The 17,779-nt window shown below is 60.0% G+C and carries 16 protein-coding genes and 1 pseudogene; 8 read left to right on the top strand and 9 right to left on the bottom strand.

Features of this window, described 5'->3' with window-relative positions:
• The first annotated feature begins 118 nt into the window (after positions 1 to 118).
• From purU to ACYZT9_RS24615, 3 genes are all read left to right on the top strand, one after another.
• On the top strand, positions 119 to 976 hold the full coding sequence (gene purU, locus ACYZT9_RS24625; protein ID WP_462007792.1) for a formyltetrahydrofolate deformylase: 858 nt from the start codon (positions 119 to 121) through the stop codon (positions 974 to 976).
• Positions 977 to 1,181: 205 nt separating this feature from the next.
• The gene (fdhA, locus tag ACYZT9_RS24620; protein ID WP_007947729.1) at positions 1,182 to 2,381 is read left to right on the top strand and encodes a formaldehyde dehydrogenase, glutathione-independent; all 1,200 of its coding nucleotides are present in this window, start codon (positions 1,182 to 1,184) and stop codon (positions 2,379 to 2,381) included.
• A gap of 184 nt (positions 2,382 to 2,565) precedes the next feature.
• A complete protein-coding gene (locus ACYZT9_RS24615; protein ID WP_462007791.1) occupies positions 2,566 to 3,114 on the top strand; it encodes a DUF2780 domain-containing protein in 549 nt (182 codons plus the stop codon).
• 1 nt (position 3,115) lies between these two features.
• On the opposite strand, the pseudogene ACYZT9_RS24610 reads toward ACYZT9_RS24615, so the two are convergent.
• A pseudogene (locus ACYZT9_RS24610) lies at positions 3,116 to 4,002 on the bottom strand (acyltransferase).
• 312 nt (positions 4,003 to 4,314) lie between these two features.
• Here ACYZT9_RS24610 and rloA2 point away from each other — a divergent pair.
• The 5 genes from rloA2 to ACYZT9_RS24585 all read left to right on the top strand — a co-directional run bounded on the left by rloA2 (position 4,315) and on the right by ACYZT9_RS24585 (position 8,757).
• Positions 4,315 to 4,821: a retropepsin-like aspartic peptidase RloA2 gene (gene rloA2 / locus ACYZT9_RS24605; RefSeq protein WP_462007790.1), complete on the top strand. Its 507-nt coding sequence runs from the start codon at positions 4,315 to 4,317 to the stop codon at positions 4,819 to 4,821.
• A 74-nt stretch (positions 4,822 to 4,895) separates the two neighbouring features.
• Entirely contained in the window at positions 4,896 to 5,576 is a 681-nt protein-coding gene (gene creB / locus ACYZT9_RS24600; protein ID WP_462007789.1) for a two-component system response regulator CreB, read from the top strand.
• A complete protein-coding gene (creC, locus tag ACYZT9_RS24595; RefSeq protein WP_462007788.1) occupies positions 5,576 to 6,994 on the top strand; it encodes a two-component system sensor histidine kinase CreC in 1,419 nt (472 codons plus the stop codon). Before creB ends, creC begins: the two co-directional genes overlap by 1 nt.
• Positions 6,995 to 7,198: 204 nt before the next feature.
• The gene (gene creD, locus ACYZT9_RS24590; RefSeq protein ID WP_462007787.1) at positions 7,199 to 8,569 is read left to right on the top strand and encodes a cell envelope integrity protein CreD; all 1,371 of its coding nucleotides are present in this window, start codon (positions 7,199 to 7,201) and stop codon (positions 8,567 to 8,569) included.
• Positions 8,566 to 8,757, top strand: a complete 192-nt coding sequence (locus tag ACYZT9_RS24585) for a hypothetical protein (protein WP_462007786.1) — start codon at positions 8,566 to 8,568, stop codon at positions 8,755 to 8,757. Before creD ends, ACYZT9_RS24585 begins: the two co-directional genes overlap by 4 nt.
• A gap of 22 nt (positions 8,758 to 8,779) precedes the next feature.
• Here the strand turns inward: ACYZT9_RS24585 and ACYZT9_RS24580 are convergent, their stop codons facing one another.
• From ACYZT9_RS24580 to ACYZT9_RS24545, 8 genes are all read right to left on the bottom strand, one after another.
• Positions 8,780 to 9,409: a glutathione S-transferase gene (locus tag ACYZT9_RS24580; protein ID WP_462007785.1), complete on the bottom strand. Its 630-nt coding sequence runs from the start codon at positions 9,407 to 9,409 to the stop codon at positions 8,780 to 8,782.
• Between the two features lie 54 nt (positions 9,410 to 9,463).
• On the bottom strand, positions 9,464 to 9,652 hold the full coding sequence (locus ACYZT9_RS24575) for a hypothetical protein (protein ID WP_462007784.1): 189 nt from the start codon (positions 9,650 to 9,652) through the stop codon (positions 9,464 to 9,466).
• Positions 9,649 to 10,779 (bottom strand): PepSY-associated TM helix domain-containing protein, encoded by a 1,131-nt coding sequence (locus tag ACYZT9_RS24570; protein WP_462007783.1) that lies wholly within the window; start codon positions 10,777 to 10,779, stop codon positions 9,649 to 9,651. Before ACYZT9_RS24570 ends, ACYZT9_RS24575 begins: the two co-directional genes overlap by 4 nt.
• 71 nt (positions 10,780 to 10,850) lie before the next feature.
• Positions 10,851 to 13,277 carry a TonB-dependent siderophore receptor gene (locus ACYZT9_RS24565; RefSeq protein WP_462007782.1) on the bottom strand — a complete coding sequence of 809 codons (2,427 nt, stop codon included), beginning with the start codon at positions 13,275 to 13,277 and terminating at the stop codon, positions 10,851 to 10,853.
• A 135-nt stretch (positions 13,278 to 13,412) separates the two neighbouring features.
• A complete protein-coding gene (locus ACYZT9_RS24560; protein ID WP_462007781.1) occupies positions 13,413 to 14,384 on the bottom strand; it encodes a FecR domain-containing protein in 972 nt (323 codons plus the stop codon).
• Positions 14,381 to 14,899 (bottom strand): RNA polymerase sigma factor, encoded by a 519-nt coding sequence (locus ACYZT9_RS24555; protein ID WP_462007780.1) that lies wholly within the window; start codon positions 14,897 to 14,899, stop codon positions 14,381 to 14,383. The genes ACYZT9_RS24560 and ACYZT9_RS24555 overlap by 4 nt, the downstream gene beginning before the upstream one ends.
• A gap of 226 nt (positions 14,900 to 15,125) precedes the next feature.
• Positions 15,126 to 15,833, bottom strand: coding sequence for a 3'-5' exonuclease (locus ACYZT9_RS24550; RefSeq protein ID WP_462007779.1), 708 nt, complete (start codon positions 15,831 to 15,833; stop codon positions 15,126 to 15,128).
• A complete protein-coding gene (locus tag ACYZT9_RS24545; protein WP_462007778.1) occupies positions 15,830 to 17,770 on the bottom strand; it encodes a putative nucleotidyltransferase substrate binding domain-containing protein in 1,941 nt (646 codons plus the stop codon). The genes ACYZT9_RS24550 and ACYZT9_RS24545 overlap by 4 nt, the downstream gene beginning before the upstream one ends.
• Positions 17,771 to 17,779 lie beyond the last annotated feature (9 nt).

Raw genomic sequence — 17,779 nt, 5'->3', positions numbered from 1 at the left:
CGCAGCGGTTGCCGGTTTTGGGACCGCTTCGCGATCCAACGGGGATAAATCCCCTCGCCACAAGATCCTGCATAGCCTTGAAGTTGTGCAGGTATTTTCGAACAGGAGTCACCGCACTATGAGCCGCGCCCCAGACACATGGATTCTGACCGCCGACTGCCCCAGCGTCCTCGGCACCGTGGACGCGGTGACCCGCTTTCTGTTCGAGCAGGGCTGCTACGTCACTGAGCACCATTCGTTCGATGACCGGCTCTCGGGCCGTTTCTTCATTCGCGTGGAATTCCGTCAACCCGACGGCTTTAACGAACAAGCCTTCCGGTCAGGCCTGGAAGAGCGCGGTCAAGCGTTTGGCATGATCTTCGAACTGACCGCGCCGAACTACCGGCCGAAAGTGGTGATCATGGTCTCCAAAGCCGATCACTGCCTCAACGATTTGCTCTACCGCCAGCGCATCGGCCAGTTATCGATGGACGTCGCCGCCGTGGTCTCCAACCACCCGGATCTCAAGCCGTTGGCCGACTGGCATCAGATTCCGTACTACCACTTCCCGCTCGACCCAAACGACAAACCGTCGCAGGAGCGTCAGGTGTGGCAGGTGATCGAAGAGTCCGGCGCCGAACTGGTGATCCTTGCGCGTTACATGCAGGTTCTGTCGCCCGAGCTGTGCCGCAAACTCGACGGCAAGGCGATCAATATTCACCACTCCCTGCTGCCCGGTTTCAAGGGCGCCAAGCCGTATCACCAGGCCTACAACAAGGGCGTGAAACTGGTGGGCGCCACGGCGCACTACATCAACAACGACCTGGACGAAGGGCCGATCATTGCCCAGGGTGTGGAGGCGGTTGACCACAGTCATTACCCGGAAGATCTGATCGCCAAGGGGCGGGATATCGAAGGGCTGACGTTGGCGCGGGCCGTCGGGTATCACATTGAAAGAAGAGTGTTTTTGAACGCTAACAGAACCGTCGTTCTTTAGATCGCCATCGCGAGCAAGCTCGCTCCCACAGGGTTTTGTGTTGTTTGCAGATCTTGTGTACACCCCGATCACTGTGGGAGCGCGCTTGCTCGCGATAGCGGCATAACAGACAACACATGACACACAGGCAATAACCCGAGCAATCAACGCGCCGCTGATCCATGGCGACGCGACCGCTACATAAAAACAAAAGCGAGGTGAAAGCATGTCTGGCAATCGTGGTGTGGTGTATCTCGGCAATGGCAAGGTCGAAATACAGAAAATCGACTATCCGAAAATGCAGGACCCGCGCGGCAGGAAGATTAACCATGCTGTCATCCTGCGTGTGGTTTCCACCAACATCTGTGGTTCCGACCAGCACATGGTGCGCGGCCGTACCACCGCTCAAACCGGCCTGGTACTGGGCCACGAAATCACCGGTGAAGTGATCGAGAAGGGCAGCGACGTCGAGAACCTGCAGATCGGCGACCTGGTGTCCGTACCGTTCAACGTGGCTTGCGGGCGCTGCCGTTCCTGCAAGGAAATGCACACCGGTGTCTGCCTCAGCGTGAACCCGGCGCGTCCGGGCGGTGCTTATGGTTATGTCGACATGGGTGACTGGACCGGCGGCCAGGCGGAATACGCGATGGTGCCGTACGCTGACTTCAACCTGCTGAAACTGCCTGATCGCGATCGCGCGATGGAAAAGATTCGCGACCTGACCTGTCTCTCCGACATCCTGCCAACCGGTTACCACGGCGCAGTGACCGCCGGCGTTGGCCCGGGCAGCACGGTGTACATCGCCGGTGCCGGTCCGGTCGGTCTGGCGGCTGCCGCTTCCGCTCGCCTGTTGGGTGCAGCGGTGGTGATCATCGGTGACGTCAACACCGTCCGCCTGGCACACGCCAAGGCCCAGGGTTTCGAAATCGCCGACCTGTCCCTCGATACCCCGCTGCACGAACAGATCGCCGCGCTGCTGGGTGAACCAGAAGTGGATTGCGCCGTCGACGCCGTGGGCTTCGAAGCGCGCGGTCACGGCCATGACGGCGTGAAACACGAGGCGCCGGCCACGGTGCTCAATTCGCTGATGGGCGTGGTTCGGGTGGCCGGCAAAATCGGTATCCCCGGCCTGTACGTGACCGAAGATCCGGGTGCCGTGGACGCGGCCGCGAAAATGGGCAGCCTGAGCATTCGCTTCGGTCTGGGCTGGGCCAAATCCCACAGCTTCCACACTGGTCAGACACCAGTGATGAAATACAACCGCCAGCTGATGCAGGCGATCATGTGGGACCGCATTCACATTGCCGACATCGTTGGCGTGGAAGTCATCAGTCTGGATGACGCGCCACGTGGTTATGGCGAGTTCGATGCGGGCGTACCGAAGAAGTTTGTGATCGATCCGCATAAGTTGTTTAGTGCGGCATAAGGCTTCACGCAATAAAAAACGGCGACCTTCGGGTCGCCGTTTTTGTTGGGATTAGTACAACCCCTGTGTGCGAGCGGGTTAAAAATGGGCGTAGTGCTGAGGAACATGCCGACAGAAGCCCGGTCAAAACGGCAGCTTTTCCACCCGTTACCGGGCGGTTTTTATGGCGCAAGAGGATGTCTGGATGAAGATTTCACGCGGTATTGCACTGGCATCGCTCATGACCCTGGCGGCCAGCCCGGTCTTTGCCCAGTTCAGTCTGAACGATGCGGCCAATGCCATCTCTGGCATGAAGGGCGATAACGCCGCCACAGCGGCAGCTCCGACGTCTGAAACAGCCGATCTGCTGGGTGCGCTCAGCCAATTGAACGTGACGCCGCAGCAAGCCGTCGGTGGTGCCGGGGCCATGTTGGGGTTGGCGAAGAACCAGTTGAGTTCGACCGACTATTCGGAACTGGCGAAAAGCGTACCCGGCATCGACACACTCCCGGGCGGTGGTGAGCTGGGTGCACTGGCCGGTTTGCTCGGTTCGTCCGGTAAGGCCGCGGGTCTGGATAACGCGCTGGGGAACGTCAAGGACAGCAACGACCTGAACAACGCGTTCAGCGCTTTGGGCATGGACAGCGGCATGATCGGCCAGTTTGCCCCGGTAATTCTGCAATACCTCGGTCAGCAGGGCGTCGGTGGTTCGCTGCTGCAGAACTTGGGCGGAATCTGGGGCATGGGCAGCTGATTCAATGGCGCTCGGCGCGCAAGGCGTCGATGCGCCGGTCCTTTTCGATCCAGAGCTGGTTGACCCAGTTCTGGACAGTTGCCGAAACAACGGATCGTTCTCGTAGTCGCCCTGCCACAGTGCGGGGTCGAGTTCGCGAGTGTTGATGTCGATGATGACCCTCGGCACGTTACCGCTGATCAAATCCCAGAACCCCGGAATCTTCCGCTGCGGATACACCACTGTCACATCGAGAATGGCATCCAGTTGCTCACCCATCGCCGCCAATACAAACGCCACGCCGCCCGCCTTGGGCTTGAGCAGATGCGTGAAAGGTGATTGCTGCTGGGTACTTTTCGCCAGGGTGTAGCGGGTGCCTTCCAGATAATTGACCACCGTCACCGGCTGGCGCTTGTACAGCTCGCACGCGGCTTTGGTGATGTCCAGATCCTTGCCGGCAAGCGTCGGGTTCTTCGCCAGAAACGCCTTGGTGTATCGCTTCATGAACGGGTAATCCAGCGCCCACCACGCCAGACCCAGGAACGGTACCCAGATCAGTTCTTTCTTGAGGAAGAATTTGAAAAACGGCGTACGCCGGTTGAGTGTCTGGATCAGCGCCGGAATGTCGACCCAGGATTGATGGTTGCTGATCACCAGATAAGACGTATCGCTACGCAGATCAGCGCCGCCGCGAATGTCCCATTGCGTGGGGATGCACAGGCGGAAGATCAGCTTGTCGATCTCGGCCCAGGTCTCGGCGACCCACATCACCGCCCCCGAGGCATCATCACGCAAGCGGCCGGACAGGATCAGTTTGAGCAGGGCAAACACCATCAGCGGCCCGAACAGGATCAGGGTGTTGAGCAACAGCAGCAGGGTAACGAAACAGCCGGTGAGCAGGCGGCGCATAAGTGACTCTTGAAAGCGTTTGGGCGCGCCATGATAAGCAGCTTCAAGCGAGAGGCCAAATCGGTGCTGACGAATATTTTACCTTTGCGGCGATATGCTTGAGCCAACTCGAAGACTCACGCTTTTAGGGTTGCTGATCTGGCCTCTTCGCGGTCAAGCCCGCTCCCACAGTGGATGGAGGTGCACACAAGATAGGTGAACGACACAATACCCTGTGGGAGCGGGCTTGCCCGCGAAGCGATCTAAAGAACGAACGAATGGCTCACTGACGGTCTAAAAATTCACTGCCCACTTTTCCAGGAAGCCCATTACGTGAAATCCCTCCTCGCACTGCTTTCCCTCATGGCCCTGCCGGTGCTGGCCGCTGAGCCGACTCTCTACGGGCGCTACGAATACATCGCCCTGCCGGAAATCGGCGGTGAAGTCCTCAAGGCCAAAATGGACACCGGCGCCCTGACGGCATCGCTGTCGGCCAAAGACATCGAAACCTTCACCCGCGACGGCGATGAGTGGGTACGTTTCCGCCTCGCCACCAAAGACGCCAGTAACAAAGTCTACGAGCATAAGGTCGCGCGGATCAGCAAGATCAAGACGCGCTCCGAAGAGGACGAGGATGACAAGGAGTCGATCGAGCCCACCAAACGCCCGGTGGTCGATCTGGAACTGTGCTTGGGCAACGTCAAGCGCACGGTCGAGGTCAACCTCACCGACCGTAGCAGTTTCAACTACCCGCTGCTGATCGGCGCGAAAGCTCTGCGTGAGTTCGGCGCGGCGGTGAACCCGGCGCGTCGTTTCACGGCCGACAAGCCCGACTGCTGATTTCAAGTGGTCTCATTGACGTGAGGTGAGGCTTGGGGCACCGTTCGCCCACCCAACTGCCGGGCTCGGACGCCATGCCTCATATCCTGATTGTCGAAGACGAAGCGGCCATTGCCGACACCCTGATTTTCGCCTTGCAGGGCGAAGGATTCACCACGACGTGGCTGAGTCTTGGGGCCGCCGCGCTGGAGTTTCAGCGGCAGACGCCGGCCGATCTGATCATTCTCGACATCGGCCTGCCGGACATCAGCGGCTTCGAAACCTGTAAACAACTACGGCGTTTCAGCGAAGTGCCGGTCATTTTCCTCAGCGCCCGGGATGCGGAAATCGATCGGGTCGTGGGCCTGGAAATCGGCGCCGACGATTACGTGGTCAAGCCGTTCAGCCCACGGGAAGTGGCGGCGCGCGTCCGGGCCATCCTCAAACGCATGGTGCCGCGCGCAGCGGTCGAGGCTGGTTCGGTACTGTTTCGCATTGACAGCGAGCGAGTGCAGATCAGCTACCGCGGCCAGTTGCTGACCTTGACGCGTCACGAGTTCCGTCTGCTGCAGTGCCTGCTCGAACAACCCGAACGCGTCTTCAGTCGCGAGCAATTGCTCGATGCGCTAGGCGTTGCCGCCGATGCCGGTTACGAGCGCAGTATCGACAGCCACATCAAGAGCGTGCGCGCCAAGTTGCGTCTGGTGAAGGGTGACGCCGAACCGATCCAGACCCATCGCGGGATCGGTTACAGCTACAGCCCGGGACACAGCTGATGCCATTGGGGATTCGGATTTTCCTGGTCTATGTGCTGTTCATCGGCCTGACCGGTTACTTCGTGCTCAGCACCGTGATGGAAGAAATCCGCCCCGGCGTCCGTCAGTCCACCGAGGAAACACTGGTCGACACTGCCAACCTGATGGCCGAAATCCTGCGCGACGACTTCAAGGCCGGCACTCTCAACCAGAACCGCTGGCCGGAACTGCTCAGGGCCTATGGCGAGCGGCAACCGAAGGCGAACATCTGGGGGCTGGCGAAGAATCAGGTCAACCACCGTATCTACGTCACCGACGCGAAGGGTATCGTGGTGCTGGATTCCAGCGGTGCGGCGGTGGGCCAGGATTACTCGCGCTGGAACGACGTTTTGCTGACCCTGCGTGGCGAGTACGGCGCCCGCTCCAGTCGCAGCGATCCAAACGATGCCAACTCTTCGGTGATGCACGTTGGCGCGCCGATTCGCGATAACGGCCGGATCATTGGCGTGGTCACCGTAGCCAAACCCAACAGCTCGTTGCAGCCTTACGTCGATCGCACCGAGCGTCGATTGTTCGCGTATGGCGCCGGGCTGATCGGCCTTGGTCTGCTGTTCGGCGCGCTGCTGTCGTGGTGGCTGAGCGCGGCGCTGCGGCGCTTGACCGCTTATGCCAAAGCCGTGAGCGAAGGCCGGCGGGTCGAGGTTCCGCACTATCGCGGCGGCGAGATGGAGCAACTGGCGACTGCGGTTGAGCAGATGCGCACGCAGCTCGAAGGCAAGGCCTATGTCGAGCGTTACGTGCATACCCTGACTCATGAATTGAAAAGCCCGCTGGCGGCGATTCGCGGCGCGGCGGAGTTGCTGCAGGGGGAGATGCCGGCGGACCAGCGGCAGCGTTTCGTCAGCAACATCGACAGCGAAAGTGTGCGGATGCAGCAGTTGATCGAGCGACTGCTGAATCTGGCTCAGGTTGAACAGCGCCAAGGGCTGGAAGAGCGGGTAGCGGTGCCGTTAGCGGATCTGGTGGATGAACTGCTGAATGCTCAGGCCGGGCGCATCGAAGGCAAGCAGTTGCGCGTGCATCAGGCGATTCCAGCGGATCTGGCGATCACTGGCGAGCCGTTTCTGTTGCGTCAGGCGCTGGGCAATCTGCTGGAAAATGCGTTGGATTTCACACCTGCAAACGGCGCGCTGAGATTCAGCGCGAAGAGGATCGGGGAGCAGGCCGAACTCAAACTGTTCAACCAGGCAGAAGCCATTCCCGACTACGCGCTGCCGCGATTGAGTGAGCGCTTCTATTCTTTGCCGCGTCCGGACAGTGGACGCAAGAGCACGGGATTGGGGCTTAACTTTGTTGAGGAAGTGGTGAAGTTGCATGGCGGGACATTGAGCATTGGCAATGTCGAGGGTGGTGTCGAGGTGACATTGCGCCTGGCTTAGAACCGAGTCGCGGCCAATCGCGAGCAAACTCGCTCCCACAGTTTATCTGTGGGGTGCTCAGGTTTTGTATTTACCGCAGAACCCATGTGGGAGCGGGCTTGCTCGCGATGGGGTCAGCCCAGACACCACATAAACTCCACATTCCTCTCACAAAACCCCCACACACCGATCCCAGACTCTCCCCATCCAAACAGGGAGAGTCTCATGAACCGAAATCTGATCCTAAAACTCGGGGCCATTGCCCTTTTGATTCTGTTGCTGCTGATCCCGCTGTTGATGATCAACGGCGTGATCCAGGACCGTCAGCAACTGCGCGACGGTGTGCTCGAAGACATCGCGCGCAGTTCCAGCTACAGCCAGCGACTGAGCGGGCCGTTGATGGTGGTGCCGTATCGCAAAGTGGTGCGCACCTGGAAACTCAACGAAAAAACCAACGAACGTTATCAGGAAGTCGGGGAAGAACGCGGCCGGTTGTATTTCCTGCCGGAACGTTTCGAACTCGACGGCCAGGTTCAGACCGAACTGCGCGCCCGGGGCATTTACGAGGCGCGGCTGTTCCATGCCGATAACCGCATCAGCGGGCACTTCTCGATCCCGGCGCAGTTGGGCATCAAGGAAGACTTCGCCGACTACCAGTTCGACCAGCCGTTCCTATCGGTCGGAATCAGCGACATTCGTGGCATCGAGAATGCGTTGAAACTGGAGCTCAACGACCAGCGGCTGGACTTCATTCCTGGCAGCCAGGTGGGCTGGCTGGGCGAGGGCGTGCATGTGACGTTGCCAGCGCTGGATGTCAAACAAGCGACGGAGCTGACCTTCGGTTTCGATCTGCGGCTGCAAGGCACGGGTCAGTTACAGGTGCTTCCGGTGGGCAAGGTCAGCCAAGTCTCGCTGGCCGCCAACTGGCCGCATCCAAGCTTCATCGGCAACTACCTGCCGGCCCAGCGTGAAGTCTCCGATCAGGGCTTCACGGCCAACTGGCAGACAACGTTTTTCTCCACGAACCTGCAAGAAGCGCTGAGTCGCTGTGTATCCGGCAACGACTGTGAAGCCTTCAACGGCCGCAGCTTTGGCGTGAGCTTCATCGATCCGGTGGACCAGTACCTGAAAAGCGACCGGGCAATCAAATATGCACTGCTGTTCATCGTCCTGACCTTCGCCGGTTTCTTTCTCTTCGAAGTCCTGAAAAGCTTGGCGGTGCACCCCATGCAGTACGCACTGGTGGGCGTGGCGTTGGCGTTCTTCTACCTGCTGTTGCTGTCGCTGTCCGAGCACATCGGCTTTGCCCTGGCGTACCTGTTGTCAGCCAGCGGTTGCGTGTTGCTGATCGGTTTCTATGTCTGCCACGTGCTGCGCAGCGTACGTCACGGCTTGAGTTTTTCAGCGGGATTGGCGGCGCTGTATGGCCTGCTTTATGGCTTGTTGAGTGCAGAGGATTACGCGCTGCTGATGGGGTCGCTGCTGCTGTTCGGCTTGCTCGGCGTGTTCATGGTGCTGACCCGCAGATTGGACTGGTACGGCATCGGGCAGAAAGCAGCCAAACCGCTGGAGTTTGATATCGGGGTGGTGAAATGAGCCGGTTGTTGGGGTTGCGCGAGGATCAGCGGGAAGGGGAGGTGTTGGCGACGCTGATTTTTGGGTTGTTTCCGGTTGATCCGGTGTGGCGCCATCGCGAGCAAGCTCGCTCCCACAAAGGATCTATTTTGAACACAAAATATGTGAAAACCATCGATCAAGTGTGGGAGCGAGCTTGCTCGCGATGAGGCCGGCACATTCAGCGAAAATCTAGATCTTCGGCATCGTCGCCAGCATCGAAGGCCGCTGACTGACTTCAAAATACCAGCCAGCCAGCTGTGGATTCACCTCGCGCCATGCCAGATCCGGATGGCGCAAATCCAGGTAACCCAGCGCACACGCAACACTGATCGCCGCCACATCGAAATGACTGGTCAGCTCGGCAATCGCCTCTTTTTCCAGCAACGCCAAAGCGCGGCGAATCTTGTCGCGTTGGCCGTCGAGCCACTCGTCCCAGTGTTTTTCCGGAGCGCGCAGGGCGACTTCGTAGCGAATCAGCACCGCCGCGTCCATGATCCCGTCGGCCATTGAGGCCAGCGTCAGACGGCGCCAGCGGGCCGAGCCTTCTCGGGGGATCAGCGGATTACCGACGTGTTGGTGGTCGAGGTATTCGAGGATTACACGGCTGTCGTGAATGACGGTGCCGTCGGCAAGGCGCAGGGCCGGTATCTTGCTCAGTGGATTGTCGTCGATAAGGGTCAGGTCCGGAGCGATCGGGGTCAGCACACAGTTTTGCAGAGCGACGCGGTCTTGCTGACCGGTTTCGTGCAGCAACACCATGACTTTACGAACGAAGGGCGACAACGGGTTGTGGTAGAGGGTCATGCTGGGGGCGGACATGGCAGCATCTCGGTCGGTGGACAGTGTCCGGAGCATAGCGCGTTGATCCGCCGCCTACAGGGATTTGCGGCGCTGGAGCATTCCGCGCAAGGCCAGGACGGCCGGAACGCCCAGACCCAGCCAGCTCAGGGCATCCCACACACCGTTTCCGAGCAATGCGGCAAATAGCCCGGCCGCACTGAGCAGCGCGATGACCGTAGGCGTGGCGAAGACCTTCCAGAAGTTCGACTGCCTCGGCCTCATGTTATCGCCCCGGCAGGTTCCAGCACCGGATTGGCTGCCTTGCGCCGCACCACCCACAGATAGACCCCGCTGCCGAGCACGATGATGGTCAGCACATCCAGCGCCGCCCAAAGGATTTTCATCGGCATGCCGCCGTAATCGCCGAAGTGCAAAGGCTGCGACATACCCATGGCATCCATGTACCACGGTCTTTCAGCCACGGCGGTGACTTGCAGGGTGCTGGCGTCGATCAGCACCGGCGTCAGCAAGTGCGACGTCAGATGCGAGCTGCCCTTCATGAACACGGCGTAATGGTGTTCGCTGGAAAACCGCGTGCCAGGGAACGCTATGAAGTCCGGCTGCATGTCGAGCGCGACTTCTTTGGCGATGTCGAGCAAGCGGGTCGCCGGCGCCAGGTGCGTCAGCGGCGGTGCATCGCTGTACGGCGCGACCATCGCGCTCAGGCTGTCGTTGCGCCACGCGGCGATCAGCAGGTCGGCGCAAGCACTGATGACGCCGGTGAGGCCGACCACCAGCGCCCAGGTCAAGGTGACCACGCCGATCAGGTTGTGCAGGTCGAGCCAGCGCAGACGGGCGGACTTGTCCTGGCGCACGGTGGCGAATTTCAGGCGACGCATGAACGGCAGGTACAACACCGTCCCGGACACGATGGCCACCACGAACAATATGCCCATGAACGCCAACAGCAGCTTGCCCGGCAGGCCGGCAAACATGTCCACGTGCAGGCGCAGCATGACCATCATGAAGCCGCCGTTGGCCGACGGCATTTCCAGCGCTTCGCCGGTGCGGGCGTCAAGCATGAAGGTGTGGGACGAGTTGGGTTCGGTGCCAGCGGTGGGCGCCATGATCGCGACCACGCCGTTGGGCTCATCATCCTCGTAGCCAAAATATTGCACGACCTCGCCCGGACGATGTTTTTCAGCCGCCTGCACCAATTGCTGCAAATTCAGCTGCGGCGTGTCGGCGGGCATTTGCTTGAGCTCGGCGGCATCGCCCAGCAGATGGTCGATCTCGTGGTGGAAGATCAACGGCAGGCCGGTGAGTGCCAGCATCAGCAGGAACACGGTGCAGATCAGGCTGGTCCAGGTGTGGACGAAGGACCAGCGGCGAATCGTTTTGCTTTTCATTTCATAGCCTTCACAAATACCAAAGCCGTCCACGAAGGACGGCCTGATCACAGCGCGTATCAATCAAGCGATTACCACTTGTACGTTGCACTGGCGACGACACTGCGCAGGTCGCCGTAGTAGCAGTAAAAGCCGTCACAGGTGGAGATGTAATCCTTGTTCAGCAGGTTGGTCGCGTTCAGCGCCACCGAGGCGCCTTTCAAGCTGTTGTCCAGACGGCCCAGGTCGTAGTGAACCGCCGCGTCGAATAGGGTGTAGGCGTCAGCCTTGCCCAGCCAGGTGTTGCCCTGATCGCCGTAGGTGTTGCCGGTATAACGCGCGCCGGCGCCGATGCCGAAGCCATCCAGGACGCCGTTGTGCCAGGTGTAATCGGCCCACAGCGAAGCCTGTTGGTTCGGCATCAGTTGCAGACGATTGCCTTTGAAATCGCCTTTCTGCACCTCGGATTTTGCCAGGGTGTAGGCGGCGATGATCTTCAGGTTGTCGGTGACGTCGGAAACGGCTTCCAATTCGAGGCCTTTGACTTTCACTTCGCCGGTCTGGCTGGTGACCGACACGGCACCCACGGTGGTCGTGGCCGACACGTTTTTCTGGGTCAAGTCATACACCGCCGCGCTGAGCAGCGTGTTGCTGCCCGGTGGCTGGTACTTGATGCCCAGTTCCCACTGTTTGCCCTCGGTGGGTTTGAACGTTTCGGTCGTAGAGGCTGTTGCGCCAGTGGTGGGCTGGAAGGATTCGGCGTAGGACAGGTACGGCACGAAGCCCGAGTCGAAGACATAGCTGAGCGCCGCATTGCCACTGAAATTCTTGCTGCGTTCGGTGTTGGTGGCGTCGTTCCTGTTGAAGAATTGGGTGCCGGTGTGTACCCAGTCCTCACGCCCACCGAGCGTCAGGCGCCAGTTGTCGAGGGACATTTGATCCTGCAGGTACAGGCCGGTCTGGTAGGTCTTCTGGTTGTAATCGTAGAAGGCGGCGGAGCGTGGCGGGCGAACGATTGGCTGGCCATAGATCGGGTTGTTGACGTTGGTGGTCAGGCCGTTGCCGAAGATCGAGGTGTAATTGGTGTTGATGCGCTGGTGGTCGAGGCCGAGCAGCAGGGTGTGGCGGATGTCGCCAGTGGCGAAATCGGCCTGGAAGTTGTTGTCCACGGCGAACTGGCTGATGTCTTCGTCGACGCTGGTGCTGGAACGGCCAACGTTGCCCTGATCGTCAACCTGGGTAAACGGGTACGAACCGACAGTGAGTGCCTGGAAGGACAGGTCTGATTTTGTATAACGCAAGTTCTGTTTGAACTGCCAGACATCGTTCAAGCGATGCTCGAACGCATAGCCCAACGCGTAGTAAGTGCGGTCGTAATATTCCCAGTTCGGATCGCCGAGGTTTTTATGGTGGGAAACATCACCAAAAGGCATGTCGATTTTGGTGCCCTGCACCGGCAGGAACTGACTTGTGATGCCGGTATCGTCGCGGGTGAATTGCGTGAGCAGGGTGAATTTGGTGTCTTCGTCGATGTTCCACGTCAGGCTGGGTGCGATGTTGTAGCGCTTGTTGTCGACGTGATCGATCTGGGTGCCGGCGTCGCGCACGACACCGCTCAGACCGTAGAGAAACCGGCCTTCGTCATCGATCTTGCCGGTGCTGGCGAAGTTGATCTGGCGGTAATTGTCGCTGCCGTATTGCAGCTGGATTTCGCTGCTCGATTCAGCACTGGGACGGCGGCTGACCATGTCCAGCAAGCCGCCCGGCGGGGTCTGGCCATACACCGACGAGGCCGGGCCGCGCAGTAGAGCGAGGCGATCGAGGTTCCAGGTTTCCTGTTTCGGGTTGGCGTAGGAGCCTTTTGGCAGCGGCAAGCCATCGAGAAACTGAGTCGGTTCGAAACCGCGCACGCGGAGCCAGTCGGCGCGGGTGTCGCTGCCGTAGCTGCTGGCGACGATGCCGGGCATGTAACGCACGGCGTCATCGAGGTTTTGTACACCGCGATCTTCCATTTGCTGGCGCGTAGCGACTGAGATCGAACGCGGCGCTTCGACCAGCGCGGTATCAGTCTTGGTGCCGGCGGCGGTACGCGTGGCCACGTAACCTTCGACCGGACCCCAGGCACTTTCAGTGTTTTCCACGCCGATAACAGCGGTTTCCGGCAAAGCCATCACGCCTTCAGGCACGGCCACCAGGCTGTAGGTGCCGGTGTTGCTCTGTTCCAGTTGCAGGCCGGTGCCGCGCAACGCGGCCCGCAAGGCGCCGGCCGCATCGTACTGGCCGTTGACCGGTGCCGACGTCTTGCCCGCCGCCAGCGACGGATTCAGCGACAGCGCGAGGCCTGACTGGCTGGCGATCTGGTTCAAGGTGCTGGCCAAGGGCGCAGCCGGCAAGTTGTAAGCGAGCACGCTAGATGCCTGTTCAGCGGCGATCAGTTGGCTGCTGGCCAGAGGGGAGCAAAGGGCAATGGCGACCGCCAGCAAACTGGGGCGCAACAAGGTGTCTAGCGAACGGGACATACAGCGGCTCCTGAAAGGGAATACTTCTCAATTGCCTAGGTGCCGAACGAAAAACCAAAAGTGATAGGGCTGGATGAAAATAATTTAGATTCACGATTTGCGGTGAGGCAGGCGTTGTGTCAGACACCGAAAACATCAGGGCTTGGTATCAGCCTTTGCCACCCTTACCCACCATGCCGTGTGCCGCTCGATCTGCACCGGCAGTGTCGGCAACAGCGCACTCAATGCCAGATCGATATCGTGCAACGGAAAGCTGCCGGTAATCCGCAAGTCGGCGATCTCTGGCGCAACGCCCAGATGTCCGCGGCGATAGCGTCCAAGCTCGTGAACCAGGTCCTCCAGCCGCGTGTTGTCCACCACCAGCATGCCGCGGATCCAGGCATCGGCGCCGTGGTTGAGCCCAAGGATGGGTCCGAGGCCATTGTTGCGCATCAGCACCTGCTGGCCCTCGCGCAGAATCTGTTCTTCAGTGCCCGACTCGGGATGGGCGGCCACCGCGGACTTCAACACACTCAGGCGCGTGCCGTTTTCCTCGCGCTTGACCAGGAATCGCGTGCCCAGTGCGCGCAGGCTGCCTTCGCGGGTTTCGACGATAAACGGGCGGGCATCGCCGTGACCGGTTTCGACGAGGATTTCTCCGTCCTGAAGAATCACCCGACGCTGCTTCTCATCAAAACGCACGTCCACGGCACTGTGGGTGTTGAGGTTGATTACGGTGCCGTCGCTCAGGCGCAAGGTGCGTTGCTCGCCGGTGGCGGTGCGCTGATCGGCCAGCCAATAGTCGACCGGCAGATAACGCTCGCCGGCGAACAGCGCCAGGCCAATCACCGCTACGATGCTCGCCACGCCACTGCCTAGTTTGCGCACCCGTCGGCGAATGCTTTCACGCGATTGCAGCAACGCGGTGCGAGCCGGGCCGCTGGCTACACTGAAACGCTGGTCGAGCATGCTTAACTGGCGCCAGGCGCGGGCGTGCTCTTCGTGGGCAGCGTGCCATTTGGCGAACTCTTCGCGCTCCACCGGGTTCCCGGAATCCAGCGACAATTGCCAGGCAATCGCCGCGTCCAGCACCTGCGCCGAGACCGGTTTGGAACTGATCGGGTTCATACGGGCTCACCGTACAAAGCGATGTAGCACTGACGAATGCCCTGAGCCAGGTACTGGCGTACTCGCGGCACGGACACGCCCAGGCGCTCGGCGATGGCCGCGTGACCGAGGCCGTCGAGCCGGTTGTAGAGAAAGGCCGCCCGGGCTTTGCTCGAAAGCTTGCCGAGCAGGCGATCGATGTTTTTCAGGTCTTCGAGGATCATTTGCTGGTCTTCGACCGACGGTTGCTCGCCTTCGGGAATCAGCATCAGTTCAGTGAGGTAGGCCTGCTCCAGCGCGGCGCGGCGGAAATAGTCGTACAGCAGGCCCTTGGCAATCGCCACCAGAAACGCCCGGGGTTCGCGCGGTTCGTTCAATTGATCACGACCCAGCAACCGCACGAAGGTGTCATGACTCAGGTCTTCGGCCCGTTGCGGACAGGCTACATTGCGTCGAAGCCAGGCCAATAGCCAACTGCGGTGGTCGCGATATAACGCACCGACGAGCTCACTGTGGGGGCTTTGGACTGACGACACGCAGTATCACCGATTGGGAAGTGTTAACTAACGAGAATTGTTCGCGATTGTGGCAGAGGCGGGGGAGGTAAGCAATTGGCCACTGGTCAGGTGGGAAACCGCGAAGGACCCTGTGGGAGCGAGCTTGCTCGCGAAGAACTTGAAGGGCGGCACGTTCATCCAGAATGAACGCGTTATCGTTGGCGTTTTTCGCGAGCAAGCTCGCTCCTACAGTGGGCCAGGATTGTTAGAAGGACGGCGCGCGCTGTCTACGCTTCCACTGACTCAACCGCTGCTGCAAATTCAACGGACTATGAATCTGCTGCTGCCGCGCCCGACTGAACAGGATCAACGCCAGTTCCGCGGTCGCCAGCGCATCGGCGCTGGCGTTATGACGCTCGAACACTTCGAGCTTGAACCAGTTGATCCACTCATCCAGCCCCGCCTCGCGAATGTGCGCCTGAGGACACAGCAGCGGGGCGAGATCCGCCACATCCAGAAACGGATGTTGCAGCTTGTAGCCCAGATGATCTTTCAATGCGCGCCCGAGCATGTGCTGATCGAACGGCGCATGAAACGCCAGCACCGGGCTATCGCCGACAAACTCCATGAACTCGACCAGGGCCTGCACCGGATCACTGCCGGCAGCAATCGCGCTAGGGCCCAATCCGTGAATCAACACGCTGGGCGCCACTTTCATATCGGTACATTGCAGGGTACGTTCGAACTGCTGACTGAAGTCGATCGCGCCGTCTTCAATGACCACCGCGCCGATGGACAACACCCGATCCTTGTTCAGATTCAAGCCGGTGGTTTCCAGGTCCAGCACCACCCAACGCTGTTCGCGCAGGCTGCAGTCACTCAGCTCGGCGCCCGCCGGCAAGGCTATCAGACGTTGCTGCAAATCGCCGGATAACATCGGACCCACCGGGCGCAGCCATGAAAACAGGCTCATAGCTGATACCGCAGGCTCAGGCTGCTTTGCAGGCGTTGCGCCTGGCGCAGGGATTCACGCAGGATCCGTCGGTCCAGATGATTAAGGCTGTCGGGATCGACCCGGTTGGAGTAGGGCAAATTCTCTCGAGTCTGTAGCTGATGTTGCTGCATGCGCGTTTGCTGAATGAAGTGATACGCCTCTTCATAGGCCGCGCCGTCCAGCCGCTCGATGACCGCTTTTTCGACCAGTTGGCGAAAGCGCTCCAGCGTATTGTTGGCCTCGATGCCGTGGGCCAGCGCCAGCAATCGGGCGCCGTCGACAAAGGGCGTCAGGCCTTGGACTTTCAGATCCAGCGTCGCCTTCTCGCCATTCTTGCGTGCTAGCACGAACTCGCGGAAACGCCCTACGGGCGGACGGTTGCGCAAGGCGTTTTCGGCCATCATTCGCTGGAACAGTCGGTTGTCGGCGACTTGATCGAGTATCCCCCGACGCACCTGATCGCAGCTTTGTTCGTCGCCCCAGACCACGCGCAGGTCGAAATAAATGCTTGAACCCAGCAGGTTTTCCGGCGTCGCTTCACGGATAAACGCCGAAAAACGCCGCGCCCATTCGGCCCGGGACAAACACAGCTCGGGGTTGCCGGCCATGATGTTGCCCTTGCACAGGGTAAAACCGCAGAGCGCCAGGCTCTGGTTGATCTGTTGAGCGATGGGCAGCAGCTTGCCGCGAATCTCGGCGGCGTGCGCCGCGTCCCGGGCTTCGAACAGAATGCCGTTGTCCTGATCGGTGTGCAGCGTTTGCTCGCGGCGGCCTTCGCTGCCGAAACACAGCCAGCTGAAAGGCACGCCGGGGTCGCCTTTTTCAGCGAGGGTCAGTTCGATCACCCGACATACGGTGTGATCGTTGAGCAGGGTGATGATGTGGGTGATCTGGGTAGAAGACGCGCCGTGGGCCAGCATGCGCTCCACCAATTGACCGATTTCGCCGCGCAGTGCCACCAGGTTTTCCACGCGCTGGGCGCTGCGGATGGTGCGCGCCAGATGCACCAGATCAACCCGTTGCAGGGAAAACAGGTCACGCTCCGAGACCACGCCGCACAGACGCTGATCCTTGACCAGGCAAACGTGGGCGATATGCCGCTCGGTCATGGCAATCGCTGCATCGAAGGCGCTGTGATCCGGCGTCAGGAAAAACGGCGACCGGGTCATGTGCCGTTCGATGGCTTCATTGAAATCGTTGGTGCCTTCGGCCACCACATGGCGCAGGTCGCGCAGGGTGAAAATGCCCAGCGGCGCCTTGTGTTCATCGACCACCACGATGCTGCCGACCTGTTGCTCATGCATCAGCGTCACCGCTTCTCGCAGCGGCGTGATCGGGCTGCACGTCACCGGATGACGCATCGCCAACTCACCCAGTCGGGTGTTGAGGGAATACTGAGTGCCAAGGGTTTCCACGGCTTTTTGCTGGACTTGCTGGTTGACCTGATCCAGCAGGCTGCTGACACCACGTAGGGCAAAGTCGCGAAACGCAGTGGAAAGCGCGAACAATTTGATGAACGCCAGCTTGTTCAGCTGTAGGCAAAAGGTGTCTTCGGCCGCCAGATGTTCGGTGCGCGTTGCACGTTCACCCAGCAGCGCGGCGAGGGGGAAGCATTCGCCGGTGGTGATTTCGAAGGTGGTTTCGGTGCCGCCCTTGGCCGTGTGGGGACGTTCACCCACGACGCGGCCTTGTTTGACGATGTAAAAATGCTCAACCGGGCCATCGGCGGGCTTGATGATGTTTTCGCCAGGCGCATAAAAACGGAGCTGGCATTGTTCGACCAGGTACGCCAGGTGTGCGTGTTCCATTTGATTGAAGGGCGGGAAACGTTGAAGGAATTGCAAAGTGCCCTGGATGTTCTGCAACACCGCGGTTTTCCCTGCCTGTGTGAAAGCGTCCGCTTTACTCATAACCATTACCGCAGT

It is taken from the genome of Pseudomonas sp. ZT5P21, assembly GCF_054897785.1.
This window is presented reverse-complemented; position numbering and strand designations above follow the sequence as displayed.

Coding starts and splice junctions, on each gene's coding strand:
- purU (WP_462007792.1), top strand. CDS start 119: ATGAGCCGCGCCCCAGACACATGGATTCTGACCGCCGACTGCCCCAGC.
- fdhA (WP_007947729.1), top strand. CDS start 1,182: ATGTCTGGCAATCGTGGTGTGGTGTATCTCGGCAATGGCAAGGTCGAA.
- ACYZT9_RS24615 (WP_462007791.1), top strand. CDS start 2,566: ATGAAGATTTCACGCGGTATTGCACTGGCATCGCTCATGACCCTGGCG.
- creB (WP_462007789.1), top strand. CDS start 4,896: ATGCCTCATATCCTGATTGTCGAAGACGAAGCGGCCATTGCCGACACC.
- creC (WP_462007788.1), top strand. CDS start 5,576: ATGCCATTGGGGATTCGGATTTTCCTGGTCTATGTGCTGTTCATCGGC.
- creD (WP_462007787.1), top strand. CDS start 7,199: ATGAACCGAAATCTGATCCTAAAACTCGGGGCCATTGCCCTTTTGATT.
- ACYZT9_RS24585 (WP_462007786.1), top strand. CDS start 8,566: ATGAGCCGGTTGTTGGGGTTGCGCGAGGATCAGCGGGAAGGGGAGGTG.
- ACYZT9_RS24580 (WP_462007785.1), bottom strand. CDS start 9,409: ATGTCCGCCCCCAGCATGACCCTCTACCACAACCCGTTGTCGCCCTTC.
- ACYZT9_RS24575 (WP_462007784.1), bottom strand. CDS start 9,652: ATGAGGCCGAGGCAGTCGAACTTCTGGAAGGTCTTCGCCACGCCTACG.
- ACYZT9_RS24570 (WP_462007783.1), bottom strand. CDS start 10,779: ATGAAAAGCAAAACGATTCGCCGCTGGTCCTTCGTCCACACCTGGACC.
- ACYZT9_RS24565 (WP_462007782.1), bottom strand. CDS start 13,277: ATGTCCCGTTCGCTAGACACCTTGTTGCGCCCCAGTTTGCTGGCGGTC.
- ACYZT9_RS24560 (WP_462007781.1), bottom strand. CDS start 14,384: ATGAACCCGATCAGTTCCAAACCGGTCTCGGCGCAGGTGCTGGACGCG.
- ACYZT9_RS24550 (WP_462007779.1), bottom strand. CDS start 15,833: ATGAGCCTGTTTTCATGGCTGCGCCCGGTGGGTCCGATGTTATCCGGC.
- ACYZT9_RS24545 (WP_462007778.1), bottom strand. CDS start 17,770: ATGGTTATGAGTAAAGCGGACGCTTTCACACAGGCAGGGAAAACCGCG.